Here is a 14,323-nt window from a genome sequence, read left to right as displayed (position 1 = left end):
TTCAACAAGCTCACCAGGAATGTTTGAGCGTGCCGACGATCTTCAGCCGGTCGCCGTAAAATTCGGTTCCGTAATAGCTGGTTGTCAAATACTTCCGGTCGAACAGGTTCGTTGCGTTCAGGGCCAACGTCACGTCCTTGGTCATCTTGTAGCTGATCGCCGCATCCACCAGTGCGTAGCCGCCAATCGAAGTCGTGTTCGCGTCATCCCCGTAGGTTTGTCCGATATAGCGCACGCCTCCGCCGATGGTCAGGTCGCCACGCCGTCCCTCCTCGGGTAGCGTATAATCAACCCAGGCCGAAGCCAGGTGACGAGGGACACGCTGCGGCCGATTGCCGGCATTTCCTCCAATACCGTCTTCCAGGATCTCGGCATCCCAGTAGGAATAGGCAAGCGTCAGGTTCAGGTTTTCCGCAATGGCGGCCTTGCCCTCGAGTTCGATGCCGCGGACGCCAACCTTGCCGATCTGCTGCTGGACAACAGGCGTGACATAGGTCGGAACATTGGTTTGGGTAAGGTCGAAGACCGCGGCCGTGAACAGGCCGTCGAAGCCGTCGGGCTTGTACTTGATACCTGCCTCATACTGCCTGCCCTCTTGAGGCTTCAGCGAACCCAAGACCGCATATCCGTTGGCGCTTGGCGCCACGAGCGGCTGGAAGCTTTCCGAATAGTTGGCGTAGACCGCGAGGTTCGGAGTGAATTTGTAGGTCAGGCCGGCGCGCTTGGTGAAGGCGGACGCCGTGTCGTCGTCCTGCGTTCCCGAGTCGGGATAGTCCGCCGTCGTATGCACGCGGTCCCAGCGCCCGCCCAGGGTGACGATCCAGCGGTCGTCAAACGTCAATTGCTCCTGGGCATAGACACCGACCGCCTGTTGCTTGACCCGCCAGTTCACGTAGGGGCCGAGATTGATGCAGGACAGACCGCAATAGGCCGGATTGTCGATGTCGATGGGACCGGCGGTGCCGAAGAGGATGTTTTCACGGGTGTTGTCGTTGGCGTAGTCGACGCCGACAAGCGTCTTGCTGCCGATCCCGTCCCAGCCCGTATCGTATTGCAACTGATTGTCGAAGGCATAGCGGTTGGACAGGCCATCGACGGAAAATGCCGTGCGGTCCGCCGTGGGGTCAAGCGACGCGCCGTAGACCTCGGCGTAGTCGAGGCTCAAATGCGTGTAGCGGGCATTGGAGCGGAAGGTGAGGTTCTCGTTGAACTCGTGCTCGAACTGGTAGCCGAGATCGACCTGCTCGGTGTTGAAGCGGTTGAAATCCGGCTCGCCCAGGAATGTGCCGATGTCGATATTGCCGCCAGCCGGGGTGCCGCGTGCGCCTGTGCCATCTCGCTTGTAATAGTCAGTCAGGATGGTGAGCGACGTTCCTTCCTCGGGCTTGATGGTCAACGCGGGCGCGATGTAAAGCCGATCGTCGTTGGAATAATCCCATCCTTGATCGCCATCCTTGGCCAGCCCGGTGAGCCGATAGGTCCACACGCCATCGGGGTCGATTGGCCCGCCAAAATCAACGCCAACCTCCTTGGTACCGTCGCCATAGGACGTGTAAATCTCCCCCTGCTTCTGGTCCAGCGGCCGCTTGGTGATGGCATTGACCAGTCCGCCAGGACCGTTGAGACCAAAAAGCGTCGATGTCGATCCCTTCAGGACCTCCACGCGCTGAAGTCCGTAAGGCTCGAGACGGCTGGCCGTGAACCAGGCGGGGATGCGCGCCGTGAGACCATCGCGATAAGTGCCGAGCGATGTCTGGTCGAAACCGCGGATACGAATATAGTCGTATCGGTCATCGTTGCCGAACTCGTCGGTGAGGACGCTGGATGTGTAGGCCACGGCCTGCTGGAGGCTTTCGACATGGCGTGCCTCCAGTTCCTTCTGGGTAACAACTGAAACCGAGGCGGGAAGGTCGACGATGGGCGTGTCGGTCTTGGTGCCGGTCGCCGTATCCTCGGCGACGATCGTTTGATCGGGCCCGACAAGGCGGTCCGACTTGCCGGTGACGACGATGGTTTCCAGTTGAGTTGCATCGTCCGGCGAAACCACCTGGGCCCGGCCGGCCCCCACCACTCCAAAAGATGCCGCTATCAAGGCACTGCTCGCAATCAATCGCCTTGCCTGAGTGCGCGACAATGCCTGTCGACCAATCGTCATCTCTTATTCCCTGTCAGACCAATATCGAGCCGTTCGACCGGCGACTTTCCGGCCCTGCGCGAGCGCAATTAGTCAAACTGGATAAAAAGAGTCAACTTAAATAATCAAGAAATTCGCGCCGGCGGCAATCGCTGCGAAGCAGGGGGTGGAGGACGGCGCCTGACCTTCGGTCCGACTTCCCCCACGAGGAAAAATAGGGCTTGGTCGCGCGTCGCGGACGAAAGCCAATTGCTGGGTTTTCGAACAACGAACGCCCCGGCAGGGGCAAGGGACGGCACCAAGCTTCGTTCATTGCATGAGCGCATGAAACATGCAGACATGGCGCCCGACACGGAACCGGTGCCGGGGGATCATCATGACGGTAGAGACAGTGCAGCGTGCGTCCGGGCGCGGCATCTGGGGATGGATGTTGTTCGACTGGGCGGCGCAGCCGTTCTTCACCGTCGTCACCACCTTCATCTTCGGGCCTTACTTCGTGTCGCGGATGGCGAGCGATCCGGAAACCGGGCAGGCGGCCTGGGGCTACGGCATTGCCGCGGCCGGCCTTGTCATTGCAGTGCTGTCGCCGATCCTCGGCTCGATCGCCGACCAGACCGGACCGCGCAAGCCGTGGATCGCATTCTTTGCCGCGGTCAAGATCACCTGCCTTTGCATGCTTTGGTTCGCGGCCCCCGGTTCGAACCTTTTCCTGGTCGTGCTGTTCTTTTCGCTGGCGTCGGTGGCGGCGGAGTTTTCGACCGTGTTCAACGATTCGATGATGCCGCGCCTGGTGCCGAAGAGCGAGATCGGCCGGGTTTCCAACATGGCCTGGGGCCTTGGTTATCTCGGCGGCATGATCGTGCTGGTCTTCGTCGTCGCCTGCCTGGCCGGTTCGCCTGAGACCGGCAAGACGATCATCGGCATCGACCCGCTCTTCGGGCTCGACCCGAAGCTCGGCGAGGACGCACGCGCAACCGGGCCTTTGTCAGCCGGCTGGTACTTCCTGTTCATCCTGCCGATGTTCTTTTTCACCCCCGACGCCATCAAGGGCCTGCCGATCGGTCCGGCTGTCCGAGAGGGGTTGGCGGAGCTGAAAGTGACACTGGGTGAGGTGCGTAAGCGCAGCGGTATCTTCCGCTTCCTGGTCGCCCGCATGATCTATCAGGACGGCGTCAACGCGCTGCTGGCGTTGGGTGGCACTTTCGCCGCTGCGATGTTCCACTGGTCGATCACCGAGATCGGTATTTTCGGCATCATTCTCAACGTCGTCGCCATCTTCGGCTGCCTGGTTGCAGCCCGTCTCGATACGGCGCTTGGCTCAAAAACCATCGTCATGATCTCGCTGGTCCTGCTCAGCATCGCCACGATCGGCATCGTCTCGACCGGGCCGGGCTACACGTTGTTTGGCCTCTGGATGATGCCTGGGCCGGACAGCGGCGGCCTGTTCGGCACGGCAGCGGAAAAAGCCTACATCTTCTTTGGCCTGTTGATCGGCGTGGCTTTCGGGCCGGTGCAGGCGTCGTCGCGATCCTACATGGCGCGCAGCGTCACGGCGGCAGAATCCGGCCGCTATTTCGGCATTTATGCGCTGGCCGGGCGGGCGACCAGTTTCCTGGCGCCGTTCATGGTCGCGTCGGTCACCCTGGCCAGCGGCTCGGCGCGGCTCGGCATGGCGGTGATCGTGCTGTTCCTGGGCATCGGCATGGCGATCCTGGTCAAGACGCCCTATCCGGCGGACCGGCCGGTGGGATAGGAGCGCCTCTTTCCTTCTCTCCCTGTGGGAGAAGGTGGCCTCGCGAAGCGAGGTCGGATGAGGGGTGTTCCAGGGAACACCAACGTCTCACTTCGCTGGACACCCCTCAACCGTCTCGGCGCTACGCGCCGATCCACCTTCTCCCGCAAGGGGAGAAGGAAGAAGTGCGTCAATGCCGGAAATGCCTGATCCCCGTAAACACCATGGCGATGCCGTGCTCGTCGGCAGCGGCGATGACGTCCTTGTCGTTCATCGAACCGCCCGGCTGGATGACGGCGGTGGCGCCGGCGGCGATTGCCGACAGCAAGCCATCGGCGAAGGGGAAGAAGGCGTCGGAGGCGACGACCGAGCCCTTGGTCAGCGGTTCGGCGAGGCCGGCGGCCTCGGCGGCGTCGAGTGCCTTGCGGGCGGCGATGCGTGAGGAATCGACCCGGCTCATCTGGCCGGCGCCGATGCCGACGGTGGCGCCGTCCCTGACATAGACGATGGCGTTGGACTTGACGTGCTTGGCGATGCGGAAGGCGAATTTCAGGTCGGCCATTTCGGCCGGCGTCGGCGCCCGCTTGGTCACCACTTTCAGTTCGAGGTCGTCGACGACGGCGTTGTCCCGGCCCTGGATGAGCAGGCCGCCGGCGACGGATTTGACCGTCGTACCCGGCGTGCGCGGGTCCGGCAGCCCACCGGTGACCAGCAGGCGCAAATTCTTTTTCGCCGCCACGATGGCCGCTGCCTCGTCGGTGGCGCCGGGCGCGATGATCACCTCGGTGAAGGTTTTTACGATCTCTTCCGCCGCCTCGGCGTCGAGGGTGCGGTTGACGGCGATGATGCCGCCGAAGGCCGAGACCGGGTCGCAGGCCAGCGCCTTGGCGTAGGCGGCTTTCAGCGAGTCGCCTTCGGCAACGCCGCACGGATTGGCGTGCTTGATGATGGCGACGGCGGCGGAAAGGTCGGGGTCGAACTCGCCGACCAGTTCGAAGGCGGCGTCGGTGTCGTTGATGTTGTTGTAGGATAGCTGCTTGCCCTGCAGCTGGCGCGCCGTGGCGACGCCCGGGCGCTTGTCGCCGTTGACGTAGAAGCCGGCGCTCTGATGCGGGTTCTCGCCATAGCGCATCACCTCGACCAACCTGCCGCCAAAGGCGCGCCATGTCGGATGTTCGATCTCGAGCGCCTCGGCGAACCAGCCGGAGATCGCCGCGTCATAGCTGGCGGTGCGGGCAAAGGCCTTGGCCGCCAGCTTCTTGCGGAAATCCAGCGAAAGCGAGCCGATGTTCATCTCCAGCGCATTCAGCACCGAGGCGTAATCGCCGGGGTCGGTGACGATGGCGACATAGGCGTGGTTCTTGGCCGAGGCGCGGATCATCGCCGGCCCGCCAATGTCGATGTTTTCGACGATCGACGCGTAGTCGGCGCCGGAGCGGCGGACCTCCTCGAACGGATAGAGATTGGAGACGACGAGATCAATCGGCTCGATGCCGTATTTGCGCATTGCCGCGGAATGCTCCGGATCGTCGCGCACGCCAAGCAGCGCGCCATGCACCCCAGGATGCAAGGTCTTGACGCGGCCGTCCATGATCTCGGGGAAACCGGTGAGCTCGGAGACGTCGCGCACCGGAAGGCCCGCGTCAGCGATCGCCTTTGCCGTGCCGCCGGTCGAGACCAGCTCTACGCCTGCGGCTGCCAGCGCTTTGGCGAAATCGATGAGGCCGGTCTTGTCGAAAACGGAGAGCAGGGCGCGACGCACGGGAACAAGGTCTGGTGCGGGAATGTTCTTGGCGGCGACGGCCATGGGCTGGCAGCCTTTCACGACTGGTGTGATGGATGCCCGCGCCCGTAGCACATGCCGTCCGGAAATCAAACCGGCGGTCAGGTGGGGCAAGGCAACGAATCCGTATTAAAACGAAAAACCCGCCTGTGTGGCGGGTCACTGGCGCAAATCAGCACCATGGGCGAATTTGTACCATAGCTGAGGTCACCGAGTCAAGAAAAAATTCCTATCGCTGCCGACGAAAGCTGCCGATGCCGCCGAACTGGTTGTCCTCAGGCCTTCTGTTAACCTGCGTTGGAAGCCCTGCCAGGAGGATCAGTTGTTTTCCGGATGACCGGCGATGCTGGTGCGCGTCAGCTGCCAGTGGACTTCGGCGATTTCCGAGGCCTTGAAGGCAAGCACGATCTGGCGGCTGCGGCGCGGGCCGCCAAGGCCGGCGAAATAGATCGATTCCTCGACTTCCGGCACCACTTCGGCTGCTGTGAACACCCAGGTGTCGGCCTGATCGGCGGCCAGCACTAGGCGGTCATGCTCGTCCTGCAAAAGGTTGACGTCGGGGTGAACGTGGAAACGGACAGTGACGAAGTCGCGGCCATTGTTGCGGATCGCGGCATTGCCGGGCCGCTGGAAGCGGTCGCGGCCGGCCAGCACGTTGCCGTTCGACGACAGTTTCAGCTCGCGCTCATGCAGGAAGCCGAAGCGCGGGACATAGCCGTCATGGCGGGCGATGAAACCCTGAATGCCCTTCTGGTCGGTGCGCTTGCACTGCACATGCTGCGGGCCGCCGATCAGCGGGGAACCGAGCAGGTCGTTGACGCGCAGTGAATGGCTGAAGCGCGCCGACGAGGTGTCGTTGATGGTGGCGGTCGAGTGCGCGGCGGTGGCGCGCGCCAGCGGCCGGAATTCAGCCGCGCCATAGGTGTCGATGCCGGCATTGACGATGTAGTGCTGGCGGCCGGACGACAGTTCGAAGGCAAGGCAGCTGGCGTGTGCGGCGTTGGACACATCGACCGGCGGCGGCGGGCCGGTGTCGGCGATGACTGTGGTGCCGCCCATCGACAGGCGCTCATAGCCGGAATGCGGCGCATGCAGCAGCGGCGCGCCAGCGGTGTCGTCGTGGCGCAGAATGGTGGCGATGCGGTCGTGGATGGTGGCGCCCATGCCGTTGAAGCGGGCGAGGCTGCCATCCTGATGGCGAAAGAAGCGCAGCGCCGGCAGCATGCGGTCGATGGCGCCGATCAGCGCCTGCGGCGGCGTTTCCGCCTGGTTGGCATAGGTCTGGCGCAGCGGCAGAAGGTCGGCGAGGATTTCCAGGACGACCATCGGATTGCGCGAAATGTGCCCGCCATCGGCGAGGATCTGGCGATCGAGTTCCTCGGCAAGATTGCGGGTCGCGCCACGCAGGGCCGATGCCGGCGCCGGCAGGGACAAGGCAGCGAAGGCGAGCGCGATGCGGGCCCGCAGCCTGTCCTTGCCGTCGGGCATTTCGCGCGCCATCGACCTGAGATAGCGGATCTGGATGGCAACCGACTTCAGGAAGGCGCGGTAGAAAGGGAACTCGGCGCCCTGCAATACGACCGAGGAGTGCTGCAGCCAGGCGATGATGCGCTTGGCCGTCGTGCCGGGCTCCCAGGCGATGCCGGAAATATGGCTGCCATGCATGGTGATCCAGTCGGAGACCAGGGCGCGGGCATTGGCGGCGGCAAGCTCGGTGCCGGCGGCGCGCATATGGCGCAGCCAGCGAAAGCCGTGCAGCGTCTTCTGCCAGCCGTGATTGGGCACGCTGATCTGGAAAGGCGACTTGCCGCCGGTCTCGACGAGATGCCCCGACAGGGGATAGCGGCCGTAATAGATCTCGAGTGCGATCTGCGGGTCGGCGAGGCGCAGGTCCGGCGGCGCGATCAGCACACGTTCCGGCGTGCGGCCGGAATAGCGCCAGCGATAGATAGGCCCGGCGCGCAGGCGCCGGCGCGTTTTGCGCCAGAACTCCTTCGCGACAAGCGTCCACAGACGCGTCGTGCTGCTGGCAGCAAGTGCCAAAACCCCTCCTGATCGTCCTCTACCCCGGCGCCGAGTCTACATGATTGCACGATTCGTGCGAAGGCGAATTCCACGACCCCACGCCGGTTCACCTGGCTTTGCCCCCGATCCTACCCCTAACAGTCAGTAAATCCGGGCAATTCAATCGCTAGCCGGCTCGCCGCATGCGAGCGGCGAAGAAACCATCGAGGCCCGAGCGTTCCGGCGCGCCGAGCTCCAGGTCAGCGGGCGTGGTGCGCAGCGTGCCTTGCGGCGTCAGGAACGGATCGATGCCGGCGATCTCGCCTTGCCGCAACGGATCGTTGGTGACTTCAGGCGTGCCGGCCAGAAAGGCGCGATAGAGATCCTCGCCTTCGAGCGGATCGAGCGAACAGTTGGAAAAGACGATCCTGCCGCCGGGCTTCACCAGCGTGACGGCGCGGGCGAGCAGCCTGCGTTGCAGGTCGGCCAGTTTTTCGACATCGGCCGAAATCTTGGTCCATGGCACGTCTGGATGCCGCCGCACCGTGCCGGTCGATGAGCAGGGCGCGTCGAGGAGCACGGCGTCGAACAAGTCCTTCGGCTCGTATTTGAGCAGGTCGGCCTGAACGATTTCGGCGGACAGGCCAAGACGGTCGAGATTCTGCGTCAGCCGCACGAGCCGGTTTTTCGAGGTGTCGACGGCGGTGACCTTCGCGCCGGCAACGATCAGCTGCGCGGTCTTGCCGCCGGGCGCGGCGCAGAGATCGGCAACCCGCAATCCCGCGACATCGCCGAACAGCCGGGCGGGCAGGCTGGCCGCGGCGTCCTGGACCCACCAGGCGCCCTCGGCAAAGCCAGGCAATTCAGTGACGGGACCGACAAGATTCTCGACTCGCACCGTGCCTGTCGGCAGGACGATACCGCCAAGTTTTTCGGCCCAAAGACCGGGATCGGCCTTGACCGAGAAGTCGACCGGCGCCTCAACGCGATGCGCTTCGAGGATCTGTCCGGCCTTCTCGTTGCCGTAGGTGGTCTTCAGCCGATCGGAAAACCACTTTGGCGCTTCGTCGGTGGCGGCAAGGGCGGCAGGCAATTCTGTTTCCTTGGCACGTGCCAGTGTGCGCAGCACACCATTGACGAGGCCGGAGAAGCGCACCGTGCGCGGATCGGATTTGGCATGGGTCACCGCAATGTCGACGGCGGCGCTGTCGGGAATATCGAGGAACAGGATCTGGGCTGCGGCCACATGCAATATGTGCGACAAAGCGGTGGCGTTGGGCGGCAGCGGTTTTTCCAGGCGCCGCGCCAGCAGCCCCGATATGGTCATGCGGTAGCGCAGCGCGGTGACCAGGATGGCGCGGACCAGGCCGCGATCGCGCAAGTCGAGCGCCTTGTATTGCGGGTGGCCGTTTTCGTGATCGGTCAGCCCATCAAGCGGGGTCCTGGCGTCGATGACGGCGGCAAGCAGGCGCGCCGCTGCCTTGCGTGCGGCGAGGCCGGCAACGAAGTCCCCGCCGTCCCTGTGTTCCTGATCACCTGAAACCGTGCGTCGTGGTCCTCTGTCCGCCACGCTCACGACCACCGGCCCTTGGGCCCGGTCGGATTGCGACCCCATGGGTTGGATTTGGGCTTGGCGGGCTCCGCCGGCTGCTCGGGCTGCGCTGCCTCGCCCCACGGGCCGGATGGCCGCGGTTGATCTGCCTGCCGTGGCGTCGATGCCTGGCGCGGGGCGGCCTGGGCTTCGCCTTGCATCTGCTGCGCCATCGCCTGCAAGGCTGCGATGCGGTTCTCAGTGGCGGGGTGGGTGGAGAACAGGCTGTCCATGCGCTCGCCGTGAAGGGGATTGATGATGAAGAGATGCGCGGTCGCGGGATTGCGCTCGGCATCGGGGTTGCGGATGCGTTCGGCGCCGCGGGCGATCTTGTCAAGCGCCGATGCCAGCCAGAGCGGGTGTCCACAGATTTCAGCGCCACGCCGGTCGGCCTCGTATTCGCGGGTGCGGCTGACCGCCATCTGCACGACCATCGCGGCAAAGGGCGCTACGATCATCGCCGCCAGCACGCCGACAAAGCCGAACGGATTGTTGTCGCGATTGCCACTGAAAAAGAAGGCGAAATTGCCGAGCATCGAGATGGCACCGGCAAAGGTGGCGACGATCGTCATGGTGAGCGTGTCGCGGTGCTGCACATGGGCGAGCTCGTGCGCCATGACGGCTGCGACCTCTTCAGGCGTCAGCGCTTGTAACAGGCCGGTGGAGGCAGCAACCGCCGCGTTCTGCGGGTTGCGGCCGGTGGCAAAGGCGTTCGGCTGCGGGTTGTCGATCAGATAGGTCTTCGGCATCGGCAGGCCGGCCTGTTTGGCCATTGCCTGGACGATGGCGTAATATTCGGGCGCGTTCCTTTCGTCGACCTCGACGGCACGGTTCATCGACAGCACCATCTTGTCGGCATTCCAGTAGCTGAACAGATTGGTGCCGGCCGCGAACAGGAAGGCGATCATCATGCCGCCGGTGCCGCCGATCAAAAAGCCGACGCCCATGAACAGCGCCGTCATCGCGGCAAGAAGCATGGCGGTGCGGATGGTGTTCATCGTCTGCTCCTGTCGAAATGGCACCGAAAAGGGGTCGATCGTCGTGGGTTCATGGCTATATGATGGGAAACGCCAGTTCCTGTTTCAATTGACTGGGCTCAATCTGCCGAGATTATCGCATGACCGACGAAATCAGTAAAACAGGCGCCGCTTCTGCCGAAGCGGCATCGCAGAGAGAGCTAACGCCGGCCGCACGCCGTGCGTTGGCCGAGGCCGCAGCGCGGCGGGAAGACTACTGCGAAAAGGAGGCCGCGCTGCCGAAGGAGATCGGCGGCCGCGGCGGCAAGGAGCCAGGGCGCTACGGCGACTGGGAGGTAAAGGGCCTCACCAGCGATTTCTAGATGCCGCCTAGGCGGCGTTGCGCTGCGGCTCGAGCGCGATCCAGCCACGCTCGTCGACGGTGATGCCGACCATGTCGTAGCCTGCGATCGCGGCATGTTGCGTTGGCAAGGGGTGCTTGTGCGTGGCGCTGATGACCATGACCGCGGCGCCCGCCGCTTCGGCTGCCGCGATGCCAGCTGGAGCATCCTCGAAGACGAGGCAATCGCGCGCGTCGAAGCCGAGCCGTTCCGCGCCAAGCCGGAAGCAATCGGGCGCCGGCTTGCCGCGGGAGACATCTTCCGCCGCGACGATGATGGCCGGGACGGGGATGCCGGCGGCCTTCATGCGCAACAGCGCCAGCTCACGTGGGGCGGAGGTGACGATTGCCCAGCGTTCGGGCGGCAGCGAATCGAGAAATGCCACGGCGCCTGAGATCTGGATAATGCCATCGAGATCGGCCGCCTCGGCCTTCAGCAGCAGATCAGCCTCGTATGCCGGGTCGACGCCCGGCAGTGCCAGGCCGGTGATGGTCTCGATCGCGCGCACGCCATGGATCGTCGGCAGGAAGGCGGCGACGTCGAGCCCCTGGCGGAGAGCCCAATTGCTCCACACCCGTTCCGCCGAGGCGATGGAATTGATGAGCGTGCCGTCCATGTCGAAGAGGAAGGCCGCGAATTTTCTGCCTGAATACATGATTTTCCTTGAGTCCGGGGAGGCGCTTGGTCGGGTGGCCGAACCTAACGTCTCGACTGCGGCAGGGGAAGACACGGGGGCGTGCTTTTCGATCGGCCCAGGGAACCACGATATCCTCCGGGCGTTTGGGAAGGACTGCTTCTCACAACAACGATCGAAGGGGGACCAACGGTGCTGATCCGGCTCGGCTACGAAATCGCCATCGAATGCGTAGCCGCCACGCCGGTGATTTCAGTGCTCGAGATCCATCGGGACAGGCAGGGCGACATCAAGCGGCAGACGCGGGTGCTGACCTCGCCCGCGGTGCCGACAAGACTGTACCACGATCTGCATGGCAATGCCTGCCGGCGCTTCACAGCGCCCGCCGGTGGTTTTCGCATCCTGTACGACGCGGTCGTAGAGGACAGCGGCGAGACGGACGAGGTAAACACCCTGGCCAGGGAAGTGCCGGTGGCGGATCTGCCCGACGAAGTTCTCGGTTATCTCCTGGGCAGCCGCTATTGCGAGACGGATCATCTGAGCAGCCTAGCCTGGCAGCTCTTCGGTGACATCCCGTCCGGCTGGGCGCGCGTGCAGGCGATCGTCGACTATGTCCACAACCGGCTGTCGTTCGGCTATGGCTATGCGCGCTCGACCCGCACCGCGGCTCAGGCGCATGAGGAGCGCGTCGGGGTCTGCCGCGACTTCGCCCATCTGGCGATCACGCTTTGCCGCTGCATGAATATTCCGGCACGCTACGTGAACGGCTATCTCGGCGATATCGGCGTGCCAGCCGATCCGGCGCCGATGGACTTCTCGGCGTGGCTGGAAGTGTTCCTCGACGGCAAATGGTACACGTTCGATCCTCGCCACAACACGCCCAGAATCGGCCGTATCGTCATCGCCCGCGGCCGCGACGCCACCGACGTGCCGCTGCTGCACAGTTTCGGCCCCCACCGGCTCAGCCTGTTCAAGGTGTGGACCTATGAACAGGAAGGCAATCTGTTCAACCCGCCCTACCACGGCATCGACAGGACCGTCAGCGCACAGATGCTGGCGTAATCGCGACGCCTGCCGATGCGACAGGGTGGCAGCGAGGTTCTTTCCAGGCGCAACTTTCGGGACACATGGTCCGCTTCGGCACAGTGAGCTTGTGCCGCAACAGGACGCCGTCGATGGCGTCGCGATGCCTTGGGCCAGATCATGGTAAGCGGCCGGTAAACGCGAGCGCCACGGCGCGTTCCCGTTTACCAACCGTTCACCTTTGTGGGTTCCAAAACTCAACAAAAACAACGGCTTGCTGTTGGAAGGCGAGCTCTCCGCCAGGCCAAGGCGTCATCCGGCGGGAATCCTGCATTGCCCTTTGCGCGGCGACGAGGCCGAGGCGAGTGGAGGCTGTAGGATGCGGAATTACGGGGGTCTTGTTCACGCGGTCGGCGGCTTCGCCAGGGATCGCGGTGGAAATTTCGCGGTCCTGTTCGGCCTTAGCGCCTCGGTCTTGGCGCTGGCAGCGGGCTTCTCGGTCAACGTATCGCAGCTCTACAATGCCAGATCGAGCCTCCAGAGCGTGGTCGATGCCGCGGTCACGTCGACGGCACGCGACCTGACGACCGGCGCCACCAACGAAGCCGATGCCGACACATCGGTGCAGGCCTTTCTCGACGCCAACAGCCAAGCAGGCATTCTGCAGGCCGACCAGATCGTGCTCGACAGGTTGATCGTCGACAGGACTGCCAAGACGGTTCAGGCCGACGCCCATGTCGATGTCGCGCTGTACTTTCCGATTTTCGGCACGGGCGACATGAAACGCGTCACCGCTTCCACAACGGCGCTCTATTCGGACAAGACCGTCGAAGTGGCGATGATGCTCGACGTAACGAAATCGATGGTGAAGCGCGGCAAGGTCGACAAGATCGGCGATCTGAAAGCTGCTGCAAAAAATGCTGTTCTGACGATGCTGCAGAAGCAGGATCCGCAGAACCCCCGCATCCGCGTCGCGATTGTGCCTTATGCATCTGGCGTCAACGCCGGCAAGCTGGCGGAAAACATCTATGCCGAGAAGCAAGGCAGCTCTGAGCTCCCACCCGTCGCCGGCAGTCCGCTTCTCGTCGCCAAGACGGGCAAAAATCTGCTGCCGTCCTTCAGCGACTACATCTCCATTGTCGGCGCGGCGATGCCACGCCCGGACAATTGCGCCACCGAGCGCAAGGACAAGAACGGCAACGCGGATATGAGCGCCGACGGCCCAGACACTGTTCGCACCGACAGGAACGGCAAGAAATACTATGCCCTGGTCAACCGGGACGATCATCTCGGCGGAGGTATGAACAGGTGCCCTGGTGCGGAGGTGATCCCGCTGACCGCCGACTCCGATGCATTGCTTGAATCGATCGAGGACTTCCAGTCCGATGGCTACACGGCCGGCGCGATCGCCATTCAGTGGACCTATTATATGCTGTCGCCGCAATGGCGCACTGCAATCAGGAACGCCGGTCTCGGCAAAGGCGCCTCGGATGCCGATCCGAAGAAGATCGCCAAGGTCGCGATCCTGATGACCGATGGCCAGTTCAATACCGCCTTCGCCGGGGCTGGGGACAGGTACAACAGCCAGGGCAACCTTGCGCGCGGCAACGCCGAAACGCTGTGCGAAAACATGAAAAATGATGGCATCGAGATTTTCACCATTGGCTTCGATCTGGACGACAAGGACATGTCGGCAACCGAGCGGGACCAGGCAAAGGCGGTGCTGAAGGACTGTTCGTCGAAGGATACCTCCGCCGCCAAGAGGCATTTCTTCGACGTGTCCACCGGAGCCGAATTGGACGACGCCTTTCAGGAAATCATTCGCAACACCGAAAAGGTCGCATTGACCCAGTAGTCCGCAAACGGAAAAGGCCGCCGCTTCTTTCGAAGCCGGCGGCCTTCCGTGTTTCCGTCCGTGGCGCGGCCTTGGCGGCGACCTATCGGGTCACCCGCCGCGCATTTCGCGCCTTAACGGGAAGACTGCTTCCCGAAAGTGCAATCCGCTGAGGCCACGTTCTGGAAAACGAAATCACTCGACATCGGATCACCTCCTTTCGATTTGTTG

The 14,323-nt window shown here is 63.5% G+C and carries 10 protein-coding genes; 4 read left to right on the top strand and 6 right to left on the bottom strand.

All coding sequences use genetic code 11. From position 1 onward, the window contains the following. Nucleotides 1-10 precede the first annotated feature (10 nt). Nucleotides 11-2,155 (bottom strand): TonB-dependent siderophore receptor, encoded by a 2,145-nt coding sequence (locus tag AC0L3E_RS09640; RefSeq protein WP_473604675.1) that lies wholly within the window; start codon nt 2,153-2,155, stop codon nt 11-13. Between the two features lie 355 nt (nt 2,156-2,510). On the opposite strand from AC0L3E_RS09640, the gene AC0L3E_RS09635 reads away from it, so the two are divergent. Beyond that, entirely contained in the window at nt 2,511-3,887 is a 1,377-nt protein-coding gene (locus AC0L3E_RS09635; RefSeq protein WP_473604674.1) for an MFS transporter, read from the top strand. A 169-nt stretch (nt 3,888-4,056) separates the two neighbouring features. Here the strand turns inward: AC0L3E_RS09635 and purH are convergent, their stop codons facing one another. The 4 genes from purH to htpX all read right to left on the bottom strand — a co-directional run bounded on the left by purH (nt 4,057) and on the right by htpX (nt 10,242). Then, nucleotides 4,057-5,673, bottom strand: a complete 1,617-nt coding sequence (purH, locus tag AC0L3E_RS09630; protein ID WP_127273763.1) for a bifunctional phosphoribosylaminoimidazolecarboxamide formyltransferase/IMP cyclohydrolase — start codon at nt 5,671-5,673, stop codon at nt 4,057-4,059. Between the two features lie 294 nt (nt 5,674-5,967). Next, on the bottom strand, nt 5,968-7,692 hold the full coding sequence (locus AC0L3E_RS09625; RefSeq protein WP_127328630.1) for a heparinase II/III family protein: 1,725 nt from the start codon (nt 7,690-7,692) through the stop codon (nt 5,968-5,970). Nucleotides 7,693-7,840: 148 nt separating this feature from the next. After that, nucleotides 7,841-9,268 carry an RsmB/NOP family class I SAM-dependent RNA methyltransferase gene (locus tag AC0L3E_RS09620; RefSeq protein ID WP_473604673.1) on the bottom strand — a complete coding sequence of 476 codons (1,428 nt, stop codon included), beginning with the start codon at nt 9,266-9,268 and terminating at the stop codon, nt 7,841-7,843. Further along, the gene (gene htpX / locus AC0L3E_RS09615; protein ID WP_256748050.1) at nt 9,226-10,242 is read right to left on the bottom strand and encodes a zinc metalloprotease HtpX; all 1,017 of its coding nucleotides are present in this window, start codon (nt 10,240-10,242) and stop codon (nt 9,226-9,228) included. Before htpX ends, AC0L3E_RS09620 begins: the two co-directional genes overlap by 43 nt. A 119-nt stretch (nt 10,243-10,361) precedes the next feature. On the opposite strand from htpX, the gene AC0L3E_RS09610 reads away from it, so the two are divergent. Next, nucleotides 10,362-10,583 (top strand): DUF1674 domain-containing protein, encoded by a 222-nt coding sequence (locus AC0L3E_RS09610; RefSeq protein WP_473604672.1) that lies wholly within the window; start codon nt 10,362-10,364, stop codon nt 10,581-10,583. 7 nt (nt 10,584-10,590) lie between these two features. Here AC0L3E_RS09610 and AC0L3E_RS09605 read toward each other — a convergent pair whose 3' ends face one another. Next, nucleotides 10,591-11,256, bottom strand: a complete 666-nt coding sequence (locus AC0L3E_RS09605) for an HAD-IA family hydrolase (protein ID WP_127301864.1) — start codon at nt 11,254-11,256, stop codon at nt 10,591-10,593. A 171-nt stretch (nt 11,257-11,427) separates the two neighbouring features. Between AC0L3E_RS09605 and AC0L3E_RS09600 the strand changes: the two genes are divergently transcribed. Beyond that, a complete protein-coding gene (locus tag AC0L3E_RS09600) occupies nt 11,428-12,297 on the top strand; it encodes a transglutaminase-like domain-containing protein (RefSeq protein WP_127269220.1) in 870 nt (289 codons plus the stop codon). A 340-nt stretch (nt 12,298-12,637) separates the two neighbouring features. After that, the gene (locus AC0L3E_RS09595) at nt 12,638-14,113 is read left to right on the top strand and encodes a TadE/TadG family type IV pilus assembly protein (protein ID WP_128307917.1); all 1,476 of its coding nucleotides are present in this window, start codon (nt 12,638-12,640) and stop codon (nt 14,111-14,113) included. The last annotated feature ends 210 nt before the right edge of the window (nt 14,114-14,323 follow it).

The organism is Mesorhizobium sp. WSM4822 (assembly GCF_055811155.1).
Note: the sequence above shows the minus strand (reverse complement) of the source record. Positions and strands in the feature narration are given on the sequence as shown.